The following is a 21,184-nucleotide window of genomic DNA, read 5'->3' on the forward strand; positions in this document are numbered from 1 at the left end:
TTCACTATAAAACATAGGGAGACAAACCATGGCATCATCATCCGGCCCGGCCGACGTGCGGAAAATTTCCACCAAAGGAACGCCGATTACGCCAGAAGAACGCAAGGTCATCTTTGCATCTTCGCTCGGCACCGTGTTTGAATGGTACGATTTTTACCTGTACGGCTCGCTCGCTTCCATCATCGCCAAGCAATTCTTCATCGGCGACCCCACGACCACCTTCATTTTCGCCCTGCTGGCCTTTGCCGCCGGCTTCATCGTGCGCCCGTTCGGCGCGCTGGTCTTCGGCCGCCTGGGCGACATGATCGGCCGCAAATACACCTTCCTGATCACGATCCTGATCATGGGCGGCTCCACCTTCATCGTCGGCCTGCTGCCGGGCCACGCCTCCATCGGCATCGCCGCACCGATCATCCTCGTCATCCTGCGCATCCTGCAAGGCCTGGCGCTGGGCGGCGAATACGGCGGCGCAGCCACCTACGTGGCCGAGCACGCCCCTGAAGGCAAGCGCGGCGCATTCACGGCGTGGATACAGACAACGGCAACGCTGGGCTTTTTCCTGTCGCTGATCGTCATCCTGGGCACCCGCCTGGCCACGGGCGAGAAAGAGTTTGAAGCCTGGGGCTGGCGCGTGCCCTTCCTCGTCTCCGTCCTGCTGCTGGCCATCTCCGTCTGGATCCGCCTGGCCATGAACGAATCGCCGGCGTTTGCCAAGATGAAAGCCGAAGGCAAGACCTCGAAAGCGCCGCTGACGGAAGCGTTCGGCAAATGGAAAAACCTGAAGATCGTCATCCTGGCCCTGATCGGCCTGACGGCCGGCCAGGCCGTCGTCTGGTACACGGGCCAGTTCTACGCCCTGTTCTTCATGACCCAGACCCTGAAAGTGGACCTGGCCACGGCCACCATCCTGGTCGCCATCGCCCTGCTGCTGGCCACGCCGTTCTTCCTGTTCTTCGGCAGCCTGTCCGACCGCCTGGGCCGCAAATACATCATCCTCGGCGGCTGCCTGATCGCCGCGGCCACCTACTTCCCCATCTTCAACGGCCTGACCCACTTCGCCAATCCGCAGCTGGAAGCGGCACTGAAGAACTCGCCAGTGGTGGTGGTGGCCGATCCCGCCTCCTGCCACTTCCAGTTCAATATGACGGGTACCAAGAAGTTCCCATCGTCGTGCGACATCGCCGCCGGCTTCCTGTCGAACAGCTCGGTCAACTACACGAAGGAAGCGGCACCGGCCGGCAGCATCGCCAAGGTACGCATCGGCACAAAGGAATTTACGTCGTTTAATGCCGTCATGACGCCCGATGGTCTGAACTTCGATGCGGAAAGCAAGGCCCATGAAGCAGCGTTCAAGAAAGAAATCGGCGCCGGCATCAAGGAAGCGGGCTATCCGGCCAAGGCCGATCCGGAGCAGATCAACAAGCCGATGGTCGTGCTGCTGCTGTTTATCCTGGTGCTGTACGTGACCATGGTGTACGGCCCGATCGCCGCCATGCTGGTGGAAATGTTCCCGACGCGCATACGCTACACCTCGATGTCCCTGCCCTACCATATCGGCAACGGCTGGTTCGGCGGCCTGCTGCCGACCACGGCCTTCGCGCTGGTGGCCTTCAAGGGCGACATCTATTACGGCCTGTGGTACCCGATCGTCGTGGCCCTGGCGACGGTGGTCATCGGCACCCTGTTCGTCAAGGAAACCAAGGACAACAACATCTACGCCGATGATTGATACGGCGCAAACCCCGGCCGCAAGGCCGGGCGCCGCCATGCAAAACGCCGCTGACTTGTCAGCGGCGTTTTTTTTACCGGCGGCGCCAGCGGCGGCCGCTTACTTGGCGTTCTTGCCGTTTTTCAGCTGGTCGCGCTGCTGCACGTATTCCTGGTAGCTGGTCTGGTTGCGCTTGCGGCAGGCATTGCGGTCGTCGAAATTGTTCAGGCTGTTGCAGTACTCGCCGATCTTGTCCCGGTTCGCGTCATACAGCACCTCGCAGCCGGTCATGGCCAACAGGCAGGGAACGATCAGATATTTCATTGCATCTCTCATGTGGATGGACGGGATGGCACGACAAACAACACCGATTGCCAGCTTGGTAAGCGGGGCCGCTTTATCTTAACGCGTTCCCAGCAAGAAGTACAAGCGCTCGGTAATTACTTACGGGAATGGACTGCGGCCGGCATGGGCGTCAACGGCATGCCGCTCGTCCAAGTCCTCGTTCAACAGCGGATTGTTTTCCGCGAACGCGGCCAGGTGTTCGAGCAGCACGCGCACGCGGGCCGGCAGGTAGCGCCGCTGCGTCCACACGGCGTAGACGTGGCGCGGCTGCGGCATCCAGTCGGGCAGCACGCGCACGAGGCTGCCCCGGGCCACCTCGTCGCGGCATTGCAGTAACGGACACAGCAGGATGCCGATGCCGGCGTCGGCCATCTCCACGGCCAGGCGCATCTCGTTGACGCGCAGGCGCGCCTGCGGCGCGATCACCATCTCGGCGCCGTCGCCGGGCCGGCGCAAGCGCCAGCTGCGCAGCGGCTCGGCCACGATCAGCTCGTGCTGTTCCAGTGCCTGCAAGTCCTGCGGCACGCCGGCGCGGGCCAGGTAAGCGGGCGCGGCCACCATCACCAGCGAGGCGCTGCCCAGGCGGCGCTGCATCAGCGAGGAATCGTCGAGCGCGCCCACGCGGATGGCCAGGTCGGCGCCGCTGCCCACCAGGTCTTGCAGCAGGTTCGACAGTTCCAGCTCCAGGCGGATGGCCGGATACTGCTGCATGAAGCTGACCCAGGCGGGCGTCAGCAGGCCGCTGGCGAAGTTGACGGGCGCCAGCACGCGGATGGTGCCGGAGACGGCCGCCAGGCTGGCGTCGAGCTGCTGCGTGGCTTGCCGCAGGGCGTGGACCAGGGGCCGGCACTGTTCATAGTATTGCCAGCCTTCCGCCGTCGGCTGCAGGCGGCGCGCGCTGCGGTTGAGCAAGCGGTAGCCAAGCTGGCCTTCCAGCTTTTGCAGCCGGCGCGTGACGGTGGCGGCCGGCAAATCTTCCTTGACGGCGGCCGCGTGCAGGCTGCCCGCCTCGACGATGGAGACAAACAGGGCTAGGTCATCGAGCATGATTCCTCAAGCATGGTTTCATTTATGGAATTTGAAATTAAAAATATGGCTCTAGTATAGATTGCTGCAAGTCGTTACGCTGGCATCTCTTCCATTTTCATGAAAAATACACCATGTCCGATGCCCTGCGCCTGCGTTTCGTGTTTGCCCTGCTGATGTCGTTCGTCATGACCTTGCTGATGAGCGCCTGGGTCACCTGGCTCAATATCGGCCTGCAGGCCGACTTCCTGCCCCGCTGGCGCCATGCGTTTTTCGCCGCCTGGCCCGTGGCCTTCTGCGCCGTGATGCTGTTCGCGCCCCGCGTGCAGCAGCTGAGCCGGCATATCGCGGCCCGCCTGGCGCGCCAGGCGGCGAGTTGACCGGCAGTTTCCCGCCCGCAGCGCCACTCGGTCACTGCCGCCCACGGCGACCCCGATCCGGGCTATGCTATGGCCGTCCCTGTTTTCTGCGGAGTGCCCATGCTCGATCACGTTTCCCTCACCGTCAGCGACCTGGAACGCGCCGAGCGCTTCTATGACGCCGTCTTTGCCGCGCTGGACGTGCCCAAGGCGGGCAGCGACCATGCCAACGCCTGGATAGGCTACGGCGAGCGCAGCGATGCGGACCACCCCGGACGCAGCTATTTTTCCGTGCGCCTGGGCCCGCAGCCCGACGATGCGCCGCGCCGCCATTGCTGCTTCAAGGCGTCCACGCGGGCCGCCGTGGACGCCTTCTGGCAGGCGGGCCTGGCCCACGGCGGCTTCGACCTGGGCGCGCCCGGGCTGCGCCACTATCACGCCAGCTACTACGCGGCCTTCCTGTTCGATCCCGACGGCAACCGCATCGAAGCCGTCTGCCATCGTGCCGACGCCGGCTGACAGGACGGGAAATGCGCTTCTGTTCGGCATTTCCACTTCCAGACGATTTGCCTATAATGGCTGGCACGCCATACCGGGCAGTGAACCAAGAAGGAGATTCATGCATCATCTATTCGTCGGCCGCCGCGCGCGCACCATGCTCCTCTCCGGCGCCGGCCTGCTGCTGTCCGGCTGCTCCCTGCTGCCGTCCACCCCGGCCGCGCCGGGCGTGCCCGCCACGGCCGCCCTGCCCGACGCGAGCATCGCCTATACCCTGAGCGGCCAGGACGGCTTGCCCGTCATCTTCCAGTCGGCCATGGGCGACGGCAAGGAGGTGTGGGCCAAGGTGGTGCCCGAAGTGGCAAAGCGGCACCGCGTGCTCGTCTACGACCGCCCCGGCTACGGCGACAGCAAGAAGACCGCCACGCCGCGCGACCCCTGCACCATCGCCGCCCAGCAGCGCGCCCTGCTGGCGCAGGCAGGCCTGAAGCCGCCATATGTGCTCGTCGGCCATGGCCTGGGCGGGCTGTACCAGTACGTGTACGCCAGGCTGTACCCGCAGGACGTGGCCGGCCTGGTCCTGCTCGACCCCACGCATCCGCAGCAATGGAGCCGCCTGCAGACGGAGGCGCTCACCTACGCCATGCTCGTGAAGACGCGGCGCAAGCTCATGTTCAACAGTACGGAATCGGCCGAATTCGATGCACAGACGCAATGCCTGCAGCACGTCGACATGAGCAGCCCGCTGCGCCTGCCCGCCATGCTGCTGGTGCGCGACAAGTTCGGCATCGAGGAAACGGGCTCGTTTGAAGACGTCGTGCGGGCCCAGGAAAAGGATTGGCAGCGCCTTTCCGGCGCGCCGGCCATCGAGCGCATCACGGGCGCCGGCTCCTACATCCAGAAGGACAACCCCGTCATCGTCAACGAGGCGGTCAAGATGCTGACGAAGAAGAAATAAAAAAAGGGCAGAGAAATCTGCCCTTTTTGCATTCAGCATCTGAATCAGCTATTGAATCCCTTGCCCTCGCCCGCCAGTTTCACCAGCAGGGGCGCCGGCGTCCACGCTTCGCCGTGGCGGCCTTTCGCGTAGCCATTGATGGTGTCGAGTACGTTCGGCAAGCCGACCGTATCGGCATAGAACATGGGGCCGCCGCGGAACAGGGGGAAGCCGTAGCCCGTCAGATACACCATGTCGATGTCCGAGGCGCGCAGGGCGATGCCCTCTTCCAGGATGCGCGCACCCTCGTTGACGAGCGCGTACACGAGGCGTTCGACGATTTCCTGGTCGCCGATCTTGCGCCGCGCCACGCCGATGTCGGCCGAGTGCCGGACTATCATGGCGTTGACCTGTTCCGAGGCATACGCCTTGCGGTCGCCCGCCTTGTAGTCATACCAGCCGGCGCCCGTCTTCTGGCCAAAGCGCCCCAGTTCGCACAGCAGGTCGGCCGTCTGCGAATACGTGACGTCCGGCTTTTCCACATAGCGGCGCTTGCGGATGGCCCAGCCGATGTCGTTGCCGGCCAGGTCGGCCATGCGGAACGGGCCCATGGCGAAGCCGAATTTCTCGACCGCCTTGTCGACCTGCTCCGGCAGGCAGCCCTCTTCCAGCAGGAAGCCGGCCTGGCGGCTGTATTGCTCGATCATGCGGTTGCCGATGAAGCCGTCGCATACGCCCGAGACGACGCCCGTCTTCTTGAGCTTTTTCGACAACGCCAGCGCCGTGGCCAGCACGTCCTTGCCCGTTGCCTTGCCACGCACGATTTCCAGCAGCTTCATCACGTTTGCCGGGCTGAAGAAATGCGTGCCGACCACGTCCTGCGGGCGCTCGGTGAACGCGGCGATCTTGTCCAGGTCTAAAGTGGAGGTGTTCGAGGCGAGAATGGCGCCCGGCTTCATGACGGCGTCGAGCTGTCTGAACACGGTTTCCTTGACGCCCAGCTCTTCGAAGACGGCTTCGATGACGATGTCGGCTTGCGCGATGTCGGCATAGGCCAGCGTGCCGGAGACGAGCGCGATGCGCTGTTCGGCCTTGTCCTGCGTCAACTTGCCCTTCCTGACCGTGTTTTCATAATTCCTGCGGATGGTGGCCAGGCCCTTGTCCAGCGCTTCCTGCTTCGTTTCCAGCAGCATCACGGGGATGCCCGCGTTGGCGAAATTCATGGCGATGCCGCCGCCCATGGTACCGGCGCCGACGATCGCCGCCTTGGCGATGGCGCGCACGGGCGTGTCGGACGGCACGTCGGGCACCTTGCTGGCGACACGCTCGGCGAAGAAGGCGTGGCGCAAGGCTTTCGATTCAGGCGACTGCACCAGCTGCATGAACAGTTCGCGCTCGTACTTGAGGCCATCGTCGAATTTCATCGTCACGGCGGCCGCCACGGCGTCCACGCATTTGAGCGGCGCGGGGAACGGACCGGACATGGCTTTGACGGTATTGCGCGAAAACTGCAGGAACGCTTCGTGGTTCGGGTAGTCAACCTTGCGCTCGCGCACTTTCGGCAGCGGGCGCACATCGGCCACTTTCGTGGCGAAGGCCACGGCGGCGGCCAGCAAGTCCGCGCCGGGCGCGATGACTTCGTCGAACAGGGCCGTGCCGGCCAGCTTGTCGGACGCCACGGGCGTGCCCGAGACGATCATGTTGAGGGCCATTTCCAGGCCCAGCACGCGCGGCAGGCGCTGCGTGCCGCCCGCGCCCGGCAAGATGCCGAGCTTGACTTCAGGCAAGGCCATCTGTGCGCCGGGCGCGGCCACGCGGTAATTGCAGCCCAGCGCCAGCTCCAGGCCGCCACCCATGCAGACGCTGTGGATGGCCGCCACCACCGGCTTCGTGGATTGCTCGACGACATTGATCAGGGTATGCAGGGTCGGTTCCGTGAGGGCCTTGGGCGAATTGAATTCCTTGATGTCGGCGCCGCCGGAGAATGCCTTGCCGGCGCCCGTGATGACGATGGCTTTGACGGTCTCGTCGGCCAGCGCCTGGCGGATGCCGGCCACGGCGGCCGTGCGCGTGGCCAGTCCCAGGCCGTTGACGGGAGGGTTGGCCAGGGTAATGACGGCAACGGCGCCGTTCACTTGATATTCAGCACTCATGTCTCTTCCTTATTGGTTTTGCTCAAGTATGAGGTGGTTGCAAGGGATGAAGCTTCACTATACCGTATAAAAGAACGCTCGTATTATTTTTATCGTTTTCCGCTACGGCATGCATTGTTTGCCATGGTACCGCAACGTTTGCGGAAAGATTCTGCTGCAAGCAGCAAGTTCCAGTAGAAGCTATCGCTTGAATATTCATTTAAATAATAAAAACACAATAATAATAACGACGTTTTATATTACGAAAGAATGCGTCTGGTATATGCCGGCCTGGGTCAATTACGACAGTTTTTACATTATTTATTCCCGCCCCTTGTTTTTCGCCAAACGCTGGGGAATAATAAAATTATTGATTCAAATCAATAATCTACAATTTATTTATGTTAATGCAAACCGCGGGACCGGCACTGGCTGCCGTTCATCGCGCACATTCTCACCGATTATCACCAGGCGCGAACCGATGCAATAACATCGCTGCCTTATATGGATAGCAGAAAAATAATAAGCGCAGCCTGATCGCCCCCATTCCTCTTCTCACACCGAAGGAAACATTATGGACGCAGCCAGCCATGTCAGCCACTCCCAGGATCTGGACTTACAAGCGATAAATACGGCACTGAACCGCGTCCAGGCCGTCATCGAATTCGAACTCGACGGCACCATCCTGCATGCGAATGACAATTTCCTGCGCGTGCTCGGCTATACCTTGGCCGAAGTGCAAGGCAAGCACCATGCCATCCTCTGCGACCCCGAGTATGTGAAAACGGATGAATACAGCAACTTCTGGGCCAAGCTGGGACGGGGCGAATTCGACCAGGGCGAATACAAGCGCCGCGCCAGGGATGGGCGCGAAGTGTGGATCAACGCGTCGTACAACCCCATCCTCGACGCGAACGGCAAGCCGTATAAAGTCATCAAGTTCGCTACCGACGTCACGGCCATGAAGACGCGCAACGCCGAATACGAGGGCAAGGTCAGCGCCATCGGCAAGGCGCAGGCCGTGATCGAGTTCGACATGCACGGCAACGTGCTCGACGCGAACGACAATTTCCTCGCCGTCATGGGCTACGACTTGAGCGATATCAAGGGCGAACATCACCGCCTGTTCTGCGAGCCCGAGTACGCGGGCAGCACCGACTACAAGAAATTCTGGCAAAAGCTCAACCGCGGCGAGTTCGACAGCGGCCGCTACAAGCGCCTGGGCAACCACGGCAAGGTGGTGTGGATACAGGCCACCTACAATCCCATCCTCGACCTGAACGGCAAGCCCTATAAAGTGGTCAAGTTCGCCATCGACATCACGGACCAGGTAAACCTGGAAAACAGCATCCAGGCCAGGTCCGCCAGCGACAGCCGCAAGGTCAACGCCCTGCTCGAATCGGTGGCGCGCGCGGCCCAGGGCGACCTGACGTGCCATATCGTGCCCGAAGGCGAGGAACCGATCGACCTGCTGGCCGGCGGCATCAGCAAGATGATTACCGACCTGCGCGGCGTGATCGGCAACGTGGTGTCGGCGGCGAACGGCTTTGCCGACGCCTCGCACACGATCGCCGAGCGGGCCACGGGCGTGGCCGTGGGCACGCAGGCGCTGGGCGCGACGGTGGAGGAAATGAACGCCTCCATCGACGGCCTGACGTTTTCCATCAATTCCATCGCCGAAAACACCTCGAGCGCCGACTCGCTGGCCAAAGCCACGCAGCAGGAGGCGGAAGCGGGCGCGCGCGCCGTCGCCAAGTCCATCGAGGCGATGGACCTGATCAACCGCTCGTCGGAAGACATCGGCGAAATCGTCAAGGTCATCAGCGAGATCGCCAGCCAGACGAATATGCTGGCCTTCAACGCGGCCATCGAGGCGGCGCGCGCGGGCGAGCACGGCCTGGGCTTTTCCGTCGTCGCCGACGAGGTGCGCAAGCTGGCCGAGCGTTCCTCGCAGGCAACAAAAGAGATTTCCAAGCTGATCAACGAATCCGTCAAGCGCGTCTCCACCGGCAGCGAGATTTCGCGCCAGGCCAGCGACGCCTTCGACAAGATCGTCTCGGGCGTGGCCAAGACCACGCTGGCCATCTCGGACATCTCGAAGGCGGCCAACGAGCAGCTGCTGACGGCGCGCGAAGTGTCGACAGCGATCCAGTACATCGCCGAGGAAACGGAAAAGTCGGCCGCCAACTGCGACAGCATCGCCCGCTCCACGGATGGCCTGAACGAGCGCGCGGGCAGCCTGAACCAGACCGTTTCCGGCTTCGTGGTGTAGACGATGAGCCACGCGGCCACCTTGACGCCCGAAGTCCTGACGACCCTGATCGCCCTGGTGCGCCAGCATACGGGCATCGCCATGACGGCGCGCAAGAGCGTGCTGCTGGAACGGCGCTTGCAGCCCCGGCTGCAGGCGCTGGCCCTGCACAGCTACCAGGCGTACCTGGAGCGCGTGGCCAGCGACGGCGACGAGGTAGCCCATTTCATCGACCTGGTGACCACCAACGACACCCTGTTCTTCCGCACGCCGCACATCTGGGACTACTTCCGCGACCGCTACCTGCCCGCCTGGGCGCGCGCCCATCCGGACGGCTGCCTGAACGTGTGGTCGGCGGCCGCGGCCAGCGGCGAGGAACTGTATTCGATCGCCATGCTGTGCGAGCAATTCCGGCTGCAAGCGCCCGCCTTCCGCTACCAGATCCTGGCCAGCGACATTTCACGGCACATCCTCGCCGCAGCGAAGGCGGGCCAGTACAGCGGGCGCTCCGTCGAGCGCATCCGCCTGTCGCACCCGGAATTGCTGCGCAAATACTTCACGCCGTCGCCGCATGGCGTGCAGGTCAACGAGGAACTGCGGCGGCACGTCAGCTTTGCGCAGCACAATCTGCTCGATGTGCTGCGCCCCGCGCGGCGGTTCGACCTCGTATTCCTGCGCAATGTGCTGATTTATTTCGATGCCGGGCACCAGGAAACCGTGCTGCGCCAGGCGCGCGCCAGCCTCAGGGACGATGGCCGGCTGATCCTGGGCGAGTCGGAAAGCATCGCCCGCCTGGGCACCGGCTACCAGTTCGAGTTCCCCATGATTTACAAGGCGGGCAGCGCATGAGCACCATCGTCGACCCCGGCCTGCCGCTGCAGCTTGTCGGCATGGGGCAGCTGAGCGTGGGCACGCGCGACGAGCAGCTGCAGGCGCTGCTCGGATCCTGCATCGGCATCGGTTTGCTCTGGAAGAAGGGCCATTGCTGCGGCCTGGCCCACTGCCTGCTGCCCGAAGCGCCGCACGCCGGCAGTGCCGCGGGCGCGCCGGATGCATGCGCCCTGACTGCACGCTATGTGAGCCAGGCCGTGCCTGCGCTGCTGCGCCTGATGGGCGCGCGCCAGGCCGATTACGCCGATATCGAGGTGGTGCTGGCGGGCGGCGCCAGCATGTTCGGCCCCGCCCACGTCCATGGCCGCCTGCAGGTGGGCCGGCAAAATGCGCAGGCGGCGCAGAAATACCTGGCCCAATGCGGCTTGCGCGTGAGTTTCTGCGCGCTGGGCGGGAACCACGGGCGCCAGTTGCTGATCGATTGCGCCCGCCACAGCTATGCCGTCGTCGACGTCGTGGCGCCAGCCGGTTTGACTCAACGCAAGGAAAGCGCGTATGGACATGCATGAAGGACGCGAGGGCGGCGGCGCCACGGAACTGTTCGGCTCCTTCTTTCTCGGCGGCGATGAATTCGCCCTGCCCGCCAGCTGCATCCGCGAAGTGGTCAACTACCCGGCCAGGGTCACCGCCCTGCCCCTGTCGCCGCCCTATCTGGAAGGCATGTTTACCTTGCGCGGCAGCGTCATTCCGGTGGTCAACCTGGGCCGGCTGTTCCGCGCCGATGCGCCGCGCGCCGTGGCCACGGACAAGATCGCCATCCTCGACTTCCAGCAGGTGCTCGTCGGCATCGTCTTCCAGGAGACGGGCGAAATCCTGCGCGTGCCCGCCAGCGACCGCAGCGCCCTGCACTATGCGAGCGGCGACGCCCACGCCGTCATTGCCGGCACGATCTTGCTCGGCGGCGGCGCGCGCCTGCTGCAAATCCTCGACCCGCACGCCCTGCTGCACATCGAAAACGTGCCCCACGTGCTGGCCCTGCAGGCGACGGGCGCCAGGCCCGGCACGGCCCGCCGCCATGCGCAGGGCGAACGCCGCCGGTGCGTCAGCTTCCGTGCGGCCGGCGCCACGTTTGCCTTTGAAATGCTGGCCATCCAGGAAATCATCAAGGTGCCGGAGCTGCACAGCTCCCTGCTGAACAGCGCGCTGTGCCTGGGCCGCATGCATTTTCGCGGCAGCCAGGTGGCCGTCGTCGATTTCGGCGCCCTGCTGCAGGCGGCAGAACCGGCCGCGGCGGCCAAGGCGGCCACCCTGGACCAGCGCGTCATCGTCGTGCGGCTGGGCGACACGAGCGTGGGCTTCCTTGTCGATTCCATCGACAGCATCGTGCATTTCTTTGGCGACGAAGTACTGCCGATTCCCCTGCTGAGCAAGGCGCGCGCCGCCATGTTCGCCGGCTGCATCACGCAAGAAGGCCTGGGCGACATCATTTTCCTGGACCACAAAGAAATCCTGTCGCAAACGGAAATCGTCGAGATGCGCGACGGCCACGCGCGCCTGTATCCGGCCGATGCGGAAACGAGCGCCGCCACGCACCAGGCGCGGCGCCGCGTCTACATCACGTTTACCGTGGAAACGCCGTTCGCCGTGGAGATCGGGCAAGTGCGCGAAATCATCGACTTCAGCGGCGCCATCACGACGCCGCCGGGCATGCCGGCCTGCATGCGCGGCATGCTCAAGCTGCGCCAGCAAATGATCAGCATCATCGACCTGCGCCAGCTGTATGCGATGCCGCCCCTGCCGGACGCCAGCAGCGGCAAGATTTTGATCGTGGAACGGGGCGACGAACGCTATGGCTTCCTCGTCGACCACGTCGATAACATCATGACCATTTCCGACAGCCAGCGCTTTGCGGCGCCGCAAATCATCCGCACCGGCACGCACGACGACCTGCGCAGCGAGATGGATGAAATGCTTGATATCGGCACGGAGGCGCAGCGCCAGACCCTGTCCGTCTTCCAGTGCGACCACCTGCTGGAAAAGCTGGGGGCGGCGCTGCCGCAGGCGGCCTAGGCGGCTTTACATGCCGGGCAGCCGGTGCCCCTTGAACTGCTCGCGCAGCTTGTTCTTCTGGATCTTGCCCGTGGCGCCCATGGGCAAGGCGTCGATGAACAGCACGTCGTCGGGCGTCCACCACTTGGCGATCTTGCCGTCGAAAAACTGCAATAACGCTTCGCGCGTGACCGTCATGCCGGGGCGCAATACCACCACAAGCACGGGGCGCTCATCCCATTTCGGGTGGAACACGCCGATGCAGGCCGCCTGCAGCACGGCCGGGTGGGCCATGGCCAGGTTTTCCAGGTCGATCGTGCCGATCCACTCGCCGCCCGACTTGATCACGTCCTTGCTGCGGTCCGTGATCTGCATGTAGCCGTCCGCGTCGATGGTGGCCACGTCGCCCGTGGGGAACCAGCCGTCCTGCAGCGCGTCGCCGCCCTCGTTCTTGTAGTACGAGGCGATGATCCACGGCCCTTTCACGAGCAGATGGCCGTAGGCCACGCCATCCCACGGCAACTCCTTGCCGTCGTCGTCGACGATCTTCATGTCCACGCCGTAGATCGCATGGCCCTGCTTTTGCAGGATCTTGCGCTGTTCGGCTTTCGGCAAGTCCAGGTGCTTGGTCTGCAAGCCCCCTGCCGTGCCCAGCGGCGACATTTCCGTCATGCCCCAGGCGTGGATGACCTCGATGTCGAACTTGTCGATCAGGGTATCCATCATGGCCGGCGGGCACGCCGCGCCGCCGATCACCGTGCGGCGGAAGGAGGAGAATTTCAAGTCATTCTGCAAGGCATGGTTCAGCAAGCCCAGCCAGACGGTGGGCACGCCGGCCGAGAACGTCACTTTTTCCGCCTCGAACAATTCATACAGCGACTTGCCGTCCAGCGCCGCGCCGGGGAACACCATGCGCGCGCCGGACAGGGGCACGGAATACGGCAAGCCCCAGGCATTCACGTGGAACATGGGCACGACGGGCAGCACGGTATCGGAGGCGCGCACGTTCAGGGCGCTGGGCATGGCCGAGGCATAGGCGTGCAGCACGGTCGAGCGGTGCGAATACAGGGCGCCCTTGGGATTGCCCGTCGTGCCCGACGTATAGCACAGGGTGGCGGCCGCGTTTTCATCGAACAAGGGCCACGCGTAATCGTCGGAATGCGTGGCGATCAGGTCTTCATAGCACAGCAGGTCGGGGATGCTGCTGCTGGCGGGCATGCGGTCGCGGTCGCACATCAGCACGAAATGGCGGACAAAGGTGCAGTCGGCGGCGATTTTCTCCACCACGGGCAGGAAAGTCAGGTCGAACAGCAAGACCTGGTCTTCGGCGTGGTTCGAGATATAGGCGATCTGGTCGGGAAACAGGCGCGGATTGATCGTGTGCAAGACCGCGCCCGAGCCGGACACGGCATAGTAGGCTTCCAGGTGGCGGTAGCCGTTCCAGGCCAGGGTGGCGACCCGGTCGCCCATGCCGACGCCGAGGCCATGCAGGGCATTGGCCAGCCGGCGCGCGCGCTGGTGGCAATCGCGGTAGGTGTAGCGGTGCATATCGCCTTCGACCCGCCGCGAAATGATTTCGCTGCCGCCATAATGACGCGCTGCAAACTCGATAATGCTGGAAATCAGCAGGGGCTGGCTCATCATCTGGCCCATCACTGGACTCAAGGGGAATGCCGACATCGTGTCTCCTGGGGTGGCTACTCGGTTATTGTTGGAATTGACAGATTTTTCCTAGTTTCGTACGGTCGTGCGGAAATCGTCAACGCATTTCGATATTGCATTGCAGCATGGAATTTTTGATTCCGTTTTTCACCCTGCCCAAGCCCGCCACGGCAGGCCAGAAGGCGTCCGCCGCACGCTGCGGCGCCGTGCGGTAAAATCGCATTCCAGGCTGGCGCCGTCTGCCAGCGCACCTACCTTGAATGGAATTGCCATCAGCGCTACTACCTTACCACTGGATAACGCCTTTGCGGCCCTGCCGCCCGCGTTCTATACGCGGCTGATGCCCACGCCCCTGCCCGCGCCCTACTTCGTCGCCGCCAGCGCGCCGGCTGCCAGCCTGATCGGCCTCGATGCGGCCCGCCTGGCCGAACCCGACTATGTGGAGTTGCTGATCGGCAATGCCGTGGCCGAGCGTTCGCAGCCCCTGTCGGCCGTGTATTCGGGCCACCAGTTCGGCGTCTGGGCCGGCCAGTTGGGCGACGGCCGCGCCATCCTGCTGGGCGACATCGCCACGCAAGGCGGTCCGCTGGAGCTGCAGCTGAAAGGCGCCGGCGCCACGCCGTATTCGCGCATGGGCGACGGACGCGCCGTGCTGCGCTCGTCCATCCGCGAATTCCTCTGCTCGGAAGCCATGGCGGCGCTGGGCATCCCCACCTCGCGCGCGCTGTCCATCATGGGCTCGCAGCAAGGCGTGATGCGCGAAACAGTCGAGACGGCGGCCGTCGTCACGCGCATGGCGCCCACGTTCGTGCGCTTCGGCTCGTTCGAGCACTGGTTTTACCGCAAGCAGCCGGACGAACTGAAAATCCTCGCCGATTACGTGATCGACGCTTTTTATCCCGCTTTGCGCGCCGCAGCAAATCCATACCAGGCCTTGCTGGCCGAAGTGTGCGTGCGCACGGCGCACATGATCGCGCAATGGCAAGCCGTCGGCTTCATGCATGGCGTCATGAATACGGACAATATGTCCATCCTCGGCCTGACCCTCGATTACGGCCCCTTCGGCTTCATGGAAGCGTTTGACGCCGAACACATCTGCAACCATACGGACCAGCAGGGCCGCTATTCCTACGCCAACCAGCCGCAGGTGGGCCACTGGAACTGCTATGCGCTGGGCCAGGCTTTGCTGCCCTTGATCGGCGAAGTGGAACTGGCGCAGGCGGCGCTGGACAGCTACCAACCCGCCTTTGCGGAGAAGATGAATGCCTTGCTGCGCGCCAAGCTGGGCTTGCAGGCGAGCCGGGACGGCGATACGGCCCTGTTCGACAGCATGTTTGCGCTGATGCAAGCCAATCACGTGGATTTCACGAATTTCTTCCGCGCCTTGTCTACACTGCAGCTAGCGGCGCCCGAACATGACACCATGCTGCGCGACATGTTCATCGACCGCCCCGCCTTCGATGCGTGGGCAGCGCAATACCGCGCGCGCCTGGCGCAGGAGCACAGCGTTGACGCCGGGCGCCGGGCGGCCATGGACCGGGTCAACCCGAAATACGTGCTGCGCAACTACCTGGCGCAGGTGGCCATCGAGAAAGCCCTGCAGCAGGACTACACGGAAGTGGCGAAATTGCTGGAAATACTGCAAAAGCCATTTGACGAACAGCCGGAACACCAGCACTATGCGGCCCTGCCGCCCGACTGGGCCAGCCACCTTGAAGTCAGCTGCTCATCCTAAGGAGTCATTATGACCACGAATAAAGTCAGAAAAACCGACGCCGAATGGCGCGCCATGCTCGACTCGATGCAATACGAAGTGACGCGCCACGCGGCCACGGAACGCGCGTTCACGGGCCAGTTCTGGGACCACCATGAACACGGCGTCTACACCTGCGTCTGCTGCAACACGCCCTTGTTCGCCTCGGACACGAAATTCGACTCGGGCTGCGGCTGGCCCAGCTATTTCCAGGCGCTGGACCCGGCGAATGTCACGGAAATCGTCGACCGCAGCCACGGCATGGTGCGCACGGAAATCGTCTGCGCCGTCTGTGACGCCCACCTGGGCCACGTCTTCCCGGACGGCCCGCCGCCGACCGGCTTGCGCTATTGCATCAATTCGGCCTCCTTGCGCTTCGATCCGCAGCCTTGATGCCACAGGAATGACCGGGAGCGCGAATATTGCTCCTAAGTCATTCCTAAGATGTTTACACCACGCTCATAGTAAAGTCTCGCCATGAAATTTCTATTCGACCTCTTCCCCCTGATCGCCTTCTTCGCCGCCTTCAAGCTGGGCGGCATGTATGAAGCGGCCACGCACGATTTCGTGCAGCACTATTTGTCCGGCTTCGTGTCAGGCGGCCTGATCAAGGCCGACCAGGCGCCGTGGATACTCGCCACCCTCGTCGGCATCGTCGCCACGGCCTGCCAGGTCAGCTATCTGTTGTTGCGCGGGCGCAAGGTGGACGGCATGCTGTGGCTGTCGCTGTTCATCTTCGTCGTGTTCGGCGGCGCCAGCATCTATCTGCATGACGATTTCTTCCTGAAATGGAAGCCGACCCTGATCTACTGGCTGTCCGGCCTGGCCCTCTTGATCGCCCATGTGGGCTTCAAGAAAAACCTGATCCGCAAGACCATGGAAGCGCAGGTGCAGTTGCCCGAGGCCGTATGGAACCAGTTGCTGGCCGCCTGGATCATCTTCTTCGGCGCCATCGGCGCGCTCAATTTGTTCGTTGCCTTCGTGCTGTACAAGGGCGACATGGCCGCCTGGGTCAGTTTCAAGGCGTTTGGCGCGACGGGCATCTTCTTTGCCTTCATCGTGGCGCAAACCCTGTTCCTCGCCAAACATATCAAGGAAGACGCATGATCGATACCACCACCGGGAATACCTCGCCGGCAACGCGCATGCAGCGCATTCTTACCCGCCTGGAAACGGCACTTTCCCCTCTGGAATGCGTGCTGGAAGACGACTCGGCGCGCCACCGGGGCCATGCGGGCGCCGCCTCGGGCGGAGGCCATTACAATCTGCGCATTATTTCTAGCCAATTTGAAGGCCTCAGACTCGTCATGCGCCATCGACTGGTGTATGATTCCGTGCACGATATGATGCATAATGAGATACATGCATTGGCGATTGTGGCATTGGCGCCGTCCGAGGTAGCATAAGGATGGCGTTTTTGGCGTACCCGGACGGCTTGGGTGCGCCTTTGCTTCCGGCGCCATGTCATGGATTTCTTTCCATGCGTTTTTTACGAAACTTTCCCTAACAGGATTTAATAATGACTTTTAAGCCAGCCCGCTTGCTGATCGCACTACTCGCCGTTGTCGCGGTACCTGTTTTTGCGCAAAATGTTGCCGTCGTTAATGGCAAGCCTATCCCATCGTCGCGCGTTGATGCAGTCGTCAAGCAAGTCGTCGCCCAAGGCCAGCAACCGGATTCGCCGCAACTGCGCGAAATGATCAAGAAGGACTTGATCGGCCGTGAAGTGCTGATGCAAGAAGCGGAAAACAAAGGTTTCGGTAAAGATGCAGCCGTCAAGCAGCAAATCGAGAACGCGCGCCAGGCCATCGTCATCAACGCCCTGGTCGGCGACTACCTGAAAAAGAATCCCGTCACGGACGCTGAAGTCAAGGCCGAATACGACCGCTTCGTGGCCCAGACGGGCGACAAGGAATACCATGTGCGCCATATCCTGGTGGGCACCGAAGCCGAAGCGAAAGACATCATCGCCAAGCTGAAAGGCGGCGCCAAGTTCGAAGACCTGGCCAAGCAATCGAAAGATGCGGGTTCGGCCGACAATGGCGGCGACCTGGACTGGGCAGCCCCGTCGTCGTTCCCGAAAGTGTTCTCCGACGCCTTCGTGAAACTGCAAAAAGGCCAGGTTACGGACACCCCGGTGCAAACGCCTAACGGTTTCCACGTAATCAAGCTGGACGACACCCGCGCGGCAAAACTGCCGACCCTGGAAGAAGTCAAGCCACAGATCGCCGAAGCGCTGCAACAAAAGAAACTGCAAGCGTATCAGGAAGAAATGATCAAAAAAGCGAAAGTTCAGTAAGAACTGACCTCCCCGGCGCCCTTTTCGGCGCCGGTCGTGTATTCTGCGCCTGAATGCGCACTGCCCCGCAGGCGCACTCTCCGTATCAGTTTTTGTATATCTATTAGGAATGAACATGATTTTGAAGCCAGCCCGCCTGATCCTAGCCCTGGTCGCCGTTGTGGCGATCCCGGCTTTTGCACAAAACGTCGCCACCGTGAACGGCAAGGCCATCCCGTCGTCGCGCGTCGACCAGGTCGTCAAGCAAGTCGTCGCCCAAGGCAAGCAAGCTGATTCGCCGCAATTGCGCGAAGCCATCAAGAAAGACCTGATCGGCCGCGAAGTGCTGATCCAGGAAGCCGACAAGCAAGGCTACGGCACCCGTCCTGAAGTCAAGTCGCAGATCGAAAATGCCCGTCAAAGCATCATCATCAACGCCCTGCTGGCCGACTACGTCAAGAAGAACCCCGTCAAGGACGCTGAAATCAAGGCCGAGTACGACAAGTTCAAGGCCCAGGCCGGCGACAAGGAATACCATGCGCGCCACATCCTGGTGGCCACCGAAGCGGAAGCGAAAGACATCATCGCCAAGCTGAAAGGCGGCGCCAAGTTCGAAGAACTGGCGAAAGTATCGAAAGACGGTTCCGCAGCCAATGGCGGCGACCTGGACTGGGCCAGCCCTGCTTCCTACGTCAAGCCGTTCTCCGACGCCATGGTCGCCCTGAAACCAGGCCAGGTCACGCAAACGCCGGTGCAGTCGCAATTCGGCTTCCACGTGATCAAGCTGGAAGAAACCCGTCCGACGAAGCTGCCGGCGCTGGAAGAAGTCAAGGGCCAGGTGGCCGAATCGCTGCAGCAGAAGAAACTGGCCGCTTTCCGTGATGAATTGATGAAAAAAGCCAAAATCCAGTAAAAACGCCTGATAGAAGCTACTGCGCGTCGCGCTTTGCGGCCTGCGATGCTCACCGTACCAAGGTACGGTTGCGCGTCTCGGCCACAATTGACTTCCGCCCGCTACGCTTCTATCGGCCGTTTGGCTGGAATACCCGGTCCAACCTGCTGCGCGTCGTGACTTGCGGCCTGCGATGCTCACCGTACCAGAGTACGTTTGCGCTTCTCGGCCACAATTGACTTCCGCTCGCTCCGGTTTTATCGGGCGTTCTGCCCGGATATAAAGCGCTCCACGGAGCGCTTTTTTTACGCCTGGAGATGTGATGAATCTACATGCAGAATTGAAAGCCGCGCTGGAAGCGGCCGCCGAACCGGGCCGCGCGGCGCCCATGCAGGCGTATATGCGCGACCAGTTCGTGTTCCTCGGCGTGGCGGCGCCGCAGCGGCGGCTGGCTGTCAAAGCCCTGCTGGCGGGGTTGAAGGGCATCGATGCCGATACGCTGCTGGGACACGCGCAGCGGCTGTGGCAGCGGCCCGAGCGCGAATACCAGCACGTGGCGCTCGACATGCTGGCCATGCACCAGCGGCAACTGGGCGTCGAACATATCCCCGCCTTGCTTGGCCTGGCGCGCCAGCGCGCCTGGTGGGACAGCGTCGACGGCATGGCCGGCATTGTCGGCGACGTGCTGCAGGCGCAGCTGCGGCGCGGCGGCGACGGCCATGCGCACATGGACGACGCCTTGCGCCACGCAGACTTCTGGCTGCGCCGCATCGCCATGCTGCACCAGCTGGGCTGGCGCGGCGACACGGACGCCCGCTGGCTGTTCGCCGCGGCCCTGGCGCTGGGCCAGGAAGACGAGTTTTTCATCCGCAAGGCCATCGGCTGGGCCCTGCGCGACCATGCGCACCATGCGCCCGAGGCCGTGACGGCATTTGTCAACGCGCACCGCCAGCAACTATCGCCGCTCAGCCGCCGCGAAGCGCTGAAGCACCAGCCACGCTGAAGGCCTGCCCGCCCAGCAGGCGCAGCGCGGCGTCGATGCGGGGGCCGGCATCCCAGGCCGGCACGGGTTGCAGCAGCCCCAGCGCCATTTGCCGCAGCGGCTCGGCGATCACCATGGCCAGCAGCAAGCCGGCCATTTCGTGCCCATCGTGCCCATCCTGCAGCAGCAAATGGCCGCGCGCGCCCTGGCGGCCCAGCCAGTCGGCCAGCAGGGCCGTGCCGCGCTCGATGCCGTTGCGCTGATACACGGCCAGCAAGTCGGCGCGCGCGGGAAACTCCGTGCACAGCAGGCGGAACAGGCCCACGGCGTCCGCCGTCAGCACGCGCGCGACCATCGCCTGCAGGATCTCCTTCAATAGCGGCAAGACCTCGCCTGGCGCGGCCGCATCGTGCGCCATGGCCGGCAAGAAGGCGTCCGTCCAGCCGCGCACCACGAGGGCCACGAGCTCTTCGCGGTTGGCCGCATATTGATACAGCGACTTTTTCGCCATGCCCGCGTGACGCGCCACCGCTTCCATGGTCGTGGCCGCATAGCCCTCGTTGAGCAGCAGCCACATGGCCGCCTGCACGGCCGCCTCGCGCGCTTCCCCGGGCGGGCGCGCCGGACGGCCCCGTCCGCGCAACGGTGTCTGTTCTGCTTCCTGCATGCCTGCTCCTGCGCTTAAAGATGAGCAATTTTACACTGAAAAACATTTCGGAAACGCCAAACGTTTCTTTAATATATAATGGGCTCACCCAAACAAAGGAGAACGACATGACGGACACGCACCACCATGAACACCCCTGGACCATCGCCCGCACGGGCGACTTGCTCGACCCGTTTCCGCTGCATCTGGAAACGGGAATCACGCGCCTCGACGATGGCTGCCTGCTGGTGGCGGCGCGCACGGAACTGCACGGCTGCAGCGGACGCATGCTGGACTGGTGGTTCACTTTCTTCGAAACGACGCAGCACATCAAATGGTGGCATCCGCACGATCACGTGGCGCACCATGGCTGGAACAAGGCGTGGCGAAAGGGAGAGAGTTACTATGGCGCTTCGATCGAGGCCGTGGAATCGCTGGGCGACATTGCGCCCGTGAAAGCCAAGCTGAAGTTCCATGACCCGAAAGACGTGTTTGATCCGGCGCAACTGCAACAGGCCCAGGACAGCGGCGCCCTGTCGGCCGCCGTCTGCGCGCGCATCGGCTTTGGCGACTACGTCGTGCTCGACCCGTACGGCGATCCGCTCGATGGCGAGATGCTGCACCTCGCGCGCGACACGCCCACGGGCTGCGTGCTGCGCAGCCGCTTCTTGTTGGGTCGCAACAGCCTCAATCCCGTGCGCGACGTGCCCGACGTGCTGGGCCTGAACCTGCTGCGCCATTGCTACAGCGAATTTACCTATCTGTCGCGCTTTTTGCCGTCGCTGTACTACGGCGAGCACGCCAACGGGGAAAAAGCGCCGCTGCCCTGGTAGGC

The 21,184-nt window shown here is 63.0% G+C and carries 21 protein-coding genes; 16 read left to right on the forward strand and 5 right to left on the reverse strand.

Features of this window, described 5'->3' with window-relative positions:
- Positions 1 to 28: 28 nt before the first annotated feature.
- Positions 29 to 1,729: an MFS transporter gene (locus tag AC07VI_RS07730; protein ID WP_086144528.1), complete on the forward strand. Its 1,701-nt coding sequence runs from the start codon at positions 29 to 31 to the stop codon at positions 1,727 to 1,729.
- A gap of 99 nt (positions 1,730 to 1,828) precedes the next feature.
- On the opposite strand, the gene AC07VI_RS07735 is transcribed toward AC07VI_RS07730, so the two are convergent.
- Complete coding sequence (locus AC07VI_RS07735) at positions 1,829 to 2,032, reverse strand: hypothetical protein (RefSeq protein WP_086144527.1); 204 nt, start codon at positions 2,030 to 2,032, stop codon at positions 1,829 to 1,831.
- Between the two features lie 120 nt (positions 2,033 to 2,152).
- Entirely contained in the window at positions 2,153 to 3,100 is a 948-nt protein-coding gene (locus tag AC07VI_RS07740) for a LysR family transcriptional regulator (protein WP_099374421.1), read from the reverse strand.
- 113 nt (positions 3,101 to 3,213) lie between these two features.
- Between AC07VI_RS07740 and AC07VI_RS07745 the strand changes: the two genes are divergently transcribed.
- From AC07VI_RS07745 to AC07VI_RS07755, 3 genes are all read left to right on the forward strand, one after another.
- Positions 3,214 to 3,459 carry a DUF2798 domain-containing protein gene (locus AC07VI_RS07745; protein ID WP_086144525.1) on the forward strand — a complete coding sequence of 82 codons (246 nt, stop codon included), beginning with the start codon at positions 3,214 to 3,216 and terminating at the stop codon, positions 3,457 to 3,459.
- A 99-nt stretch (positions 3,460 to 3,558) separates the two neighbouring features.
- A complete protein-coding gene (locus AC07VI_RS07750; protein ID WP_086144524.1) occupies positions 3,559 to 3,957 on the forward strand; it encodes a VOC family protein in 399 nt (132 codons plus the stop codon).
- A gap of 100 nt (positions 3,958 to 4,057) precedes the next feature.
- On the forward strand, positions 4,058 to 4,894 hold the full coding sequence (locus tag AC07VI_RS07755; RefSeq protein WP_492994295.1) for an alpha/beta fold hydrolase: 837 nt from the start codon (positions 4,058 to 4,060) through the stop codon (positions 4,892 to 4,894).
- A 44-nt stretch (positions 4,895 to 4,938) separates the two neighbouring features.
- On the opposite strand, the gene AC07VI_RS07760 is transcribed toward AC07VI_RS07755, so the two are convergent.
- Positions 4,939 to 7,026 carry a 3-hydroxyacyl-CoA dehydrogenase NAD-binding domain-containing protein gene (locus tag AC07VI_RS07760; RefSeq protein ID WP_492994297.1) on the reverse strand — a complete coding sequence of 696 codons (2,088 nt, stop codon included), beginning with the start codon at positions 7,024 to 7,026 and terminating at the stop codon, positions 4,939 to 4,941.
- A gap of 553 nt (positions 7,027 to 7,579) precedes the next feature.
- Here AC07VI_RS07760 and AC07VI_RS07765 point away from each other — a divergent pair.
- The 4 genes from AC07VI_RS07765 to AC07VI_RS07780 are packed head-to-tail and all read left to right on the forward strand — an operon-like array spanning position 7,580 to position 12,157.
- Positions 7,580 to 9,277, forward strand: coding sequence for a methyl-accepting chemotaxis protein (locus tag AC07VI_RS07765; RefSeq protein WP_099419809.1), 1,698 nt, complete (start codon positions 7,580 to 7,582; stop codon positions 9,275 to 9,277).
- A gap of 3 nt (positions 9,278 to 9,280) precedes the next feature.
- Positions 9,281 to 10,105: a CheR family methyltransferase gene (locus AC07VI_RS07770; RefSeq protein ID WP_099374418.1), complete on the forward strand. Its 825-nt coding sequence runs from the start codon at positions 9,281 to 9,283 to the stop codon at positions 10,103 to 10,105.
- Positions 10,102 to 10,656 carry a chemotaxis protein CheD gene (locus AC07VI_RS07775; RefSeq protein WP_086144519.1) on the forward strand — a complete coding sequence of 185 codons (555 nt, stop codon included), beginning with the start codon at positions 10,102 to 10,104 and terminating at the stop codon, positions 10,654 to 10,656. Before AC07VI_RS07770 ends, AC07VI_RS07775 begins: the two co-directional genes overlap by 4 nt.
- Complete coding sequence (locus AC07VI_RS07780) at positions 10,643 to 12,157, forward strand: chemotaxis protein CheW (RefSeq protein ID WP_492994300.1); 1,515 nt, start codon at positions 10,643 to 10,645, stop codon at positions 12,155 to 12,157. Before AC07VI_RS07775 ends, AC07VI_RS07780 begins: the two co-directional genes overlap by 14 nt.
- A 6-nt stretch (positions 12,158 to 12,163) precedes the next feature.
- Here the strand turns inward: AC07VI_RS07780 and AC07VI_RS07785 are convergent, their stop codons facing one another.
- On the reverse strand, positions 12,164 to 13,816 hold the full coding sequence (locus AC07VI_RS07785; protein WP_492994302.1) for a 3-(methylthio)propionyl-CoA ligase: 1,653 nt from the start codon (positions 13,814 to 13,816) through the stop codon (positions 12,164 to 12,166).
- A gap of 238 nt (positions 13,817 to 14,054) precedes the next feature.
- Between AC07VI_RS07785 and AC07VI_RS07790 the strand changes: the two genes are divergently transcribed.
- From AC07VI_RS07790 to AC07VI_RS07820, 7 genes are all read left to right on the forward strand, one after another.
- Positions 14,055 to 15,533, forward strand: a complete 1,479-nt coding sequence (locus tag AC07VI_RS07790; RefSeq protein WP_086144517.1) for a protein adenylyltransferase SelO — start codon at positions 14,055 to 14,057, stop codon at positions 15,531 to 15,533.
- Positions 15,534 to 15,542: 9 nt separating this feature from the next.
- Positions 15,543 to 15,944, forward strand: a complete 402-nt coding sequence (msrB, locus tag AC07VI_RS07795; RefSeq protein ID WP_086144516.1) for a peptide-methionine (R)-S-oxide reductase MsrB — start codon at positions 15,543 to 15,545, stop codon at positions 15,942 to 15,944.
- 84 nt (positions 15,945 to 16,028) lie between these two features.
- On the forward strand, positions 16,029 to 16,658 hold the full coding sequence (locus tag AC07VI_RS07800) for a septation protein A (RefSeq protein WP_086144515.1): 630 nt from the start codon (positions 16,029 to 16,031) through the stop codon (positions 16,656 to 16,658).
- Positions 16,655 to 16,957: a BolA family protein gene (locus tag AC07VI_RS07805; RefSeq protein WP_226935674.1), complete on the forward strand. Its 303-nt coding sequence runs from the start codon at positions 16,655 to 16,657 to the stop codon at positions 16,955 to 16,957. The genes AC07VI_RS07800 and AC07VI_RS07805 overlap by 4 nt, the downstream gene beginning before the upstream one ends.
- A gap of 113 nt (positions 16,958 to 17,070) precedes the next feature.
- A complete protein-coding gene (locus AC07VI_RS07810; protein ID WP_086144514.1) occupies positions 17,071 to 17,850 on the forward strand; it encodes a peptidylprolyl isomerase in 780 nt (259 codons plus the stop codon).
- A 115-nt stretch (positions 17,851 to 17,965) separates the two neighbouring features.
- Positions 17,966 to 18,742 (forward strand): peptidylprolyl isomerase, encoded by a 777-nt coding sequence (locus AC07VI_RS07815; protein ID WP_086144513.1) that lies wholly within the window; start codon positions 17,966 to 17,968, stop codon positions 18,740 to 18,742.
- Between the two features lie 301 nt (positions 18,743 to 19,043).
- Positions 19,044 to 19,724 carry a DNA alkylation repair protein gene (locus AC07VI_RS07820; protein WP_099419811.1) on the forward strand — a complete coding sequence of 227 codons (681 nt, stop codon included), beginning with the start codon at positions 19,044 to 19,046 and terminating at the stop codon, positions 19,722 to 19,724.
- Here AC07VI_RS07820 and AC07VI_RS07825 read toward each other — a convergent pair.
- Positions 19,687 to 20,370, reverse strand: coding sequence for a TetR/AcrR family transcriptional regulator (locus tag AC07VI_RS07825; protein ID WP_099374414.1), 684 nt, complete (start codon positions 20,368 to 20,370; stop codon positions 19,687 to 19,689). The two genes, AC07VI_RS07820 and AC07VI_RS07825, sit on opposite strands and share 38 nt — an antisense overlap.
- 107 nt (positions 20,371 to 20,477) lie before the next feature.
- Between AC07VI_RS07825 and AC07VI_RS07830 the strand changes: the two genes are divergently transcribed.
- Complete coding sequence (locus tag AC07VI_RS07830; protein WP_086144510.1) at positions 20,478 to 21,182, forward strand: DAPG hydrolase family protein; 705 nt, start codon at positions 20,478 to 20,480, stop codon at positions 21,180 to 21,182.
- Positions 21,183 to 21,184 lie beyond the last annotated feature (2 nt).

The sequence above is a fragment of the Janthinobacterium sp. GW821-FHT03A03 genome (genome assembly GCF_059421435.1).

What these genes read in the sequence shown, in the direction of transcription:
- AC07VI_RS07785 (WP_492994302.1), bottom strand. Translation starts at nt 13,816, where the DNA reads ATGTCGGCATTCCCCTTGAGTCCAGTGATGGGCCAGATGATGAGCCAG.
- AC07VI_RS07735 (WP_086144527.1), bottom strand. Translation starts at nt 2,032, where the DNA reads ATGAAATATCTGATCGTTCCCTGCCTGTTGGCCATGACCGGCTGCGAG.
- AC07VI_RS07730 (WP_086144528.1), top strand. Translation starts at nt 29, where the DNA reads ATGGCATCATCATCCGGCCCGGCCGACGTGCGGAAAATTTCCACCAAA.
- AC07VI_RS07745 (WP_086144525.1), top strand. Translation starts at nt 3,214, where the DNA reads ATGTCCGATGCCCTGCGCCTGCGTTTCGTGTTTGCCCTGCTGATGTCG.
- AC07VI_RS07780 (WP_492994300.1), top strand. Translation starts at nt 10,643, where the DNA reads ATGGACATGCATGAAGGACGCGAGGGCGGCGGCGCCACGGAACTGTTC.
- AC07VI_RS07775 (WP_086144519.1), top strand. Translation starts at nt 10,102, where the DNA reads ATGAGCACCATCGTCGACCCCGGCCTGCCGCTGCAGCTTGTCGGCATG.
- AC07VI_RS07805 (WP_226935674.1), top strand. Translation starts at nt 16,655, where the DNA reads ATGATCGATACCACCACCGGGAATACCTCGCCGGCAACGCGCATGCAG.
- AC07VI_RS07815 (WP_086144513.1), top strand. Translation starts at nt 17,966, where the DNA reads ATGATTTTGAAGCCAGCCCGCCTGATCCTAGCCCTGGTCGCCGTTGTG.
- AC07VI_RS07770 (WP_099374418.1), top strand. Translation starts at nt 9,281, where the DNA reads ATGAGCCACGCGGCCACCTTGACGCCCGAAGTCCTGACGACCCTGATC.
- AC07VI_RS07820 (WP_099419811.1), top strand. Translation starts at nt 19,044, where the DNA reads ATGAATCTACATGCAGAATTGAAAGCCGCGCTGGAAGCGGCCGCCGAA.
- AC07VI_RS07825 (WP_099374414.1), bottom strand. Translation starts at nt 20,370, where the DNA reads ATGCAGGAAGCAGAACAGACACCGTTGCGCGGACGGGGCCGTCCGGCG.
- AC07VI_RS07760 (WP_492994297.1), bottom strand. Translation starts at nt 7,026, where the DNA reads ATGAGTGCTGAATATCAAGTGAACGGCGCCGTTGCCGTCATTACCCTG.
- AC07VI_RS07810 (WP_086144514.1), top strand. Translation starts at nt 17,071, where the DNA reads ATGACTTTTAAGCCAGCCCGCTTGCTGATCGCACTACTCGCCGTTGTC.
- AC07VI_RS07755 (WP_492994295.1), top strand. Translation starts at nt 4,058, where the DNA reads ATGCATCATCTATTCGTCGGCCGCCGCGCGCGCACCATGCTCCTCTCC.
- AC07VI_RS07830 (WP_086144510.1), top strand. Translation starts at nt 20,478, where the DNA reads ATGACGGACACGCACCACCATGAACACCCCTGGACCATCGCCCGCACG.
- AC07VI_RS07750 (WP_086144524.1), top strand. Translation starts at nt 3,559, where the DNA reads ATGCTCGATCACGTTTCCCTCACCGTCAGCGACCTGGAACGCGCCGAG.
- AC07VI_RS07800 (WP_086144515.1), top strand. Translation starts at nt 16,029, where the DNA reads ATGAAATTTCTATTCGACCTCTTCCCCCTGATCGCCTTCTTCGCCGCC.
- msrB (WP_086144516.1), top strand. Translation starts at nt 15,543, where the DNA reads ATGACCACGAATAAAGTCAGAAAAACCGACGCCGAATGGCGCGCCATG.
- AC07VI_RS07765 (WP_099419809.1), top strand. Translation starts at nt 7,580, where the DNA reads ATGGACGCAGCCAGCCATGTCAGCCACTCCCAGGATCTGGACTTACAA.
- AC07VI_RS07740 (WP_099374421.1), bottom strand. Translation starts at nt 3,100, where the DNA reads ATGCTCGATGACCTAGCCCTGTTTGTCTCCATCGTCGAGGCGGGCAGC.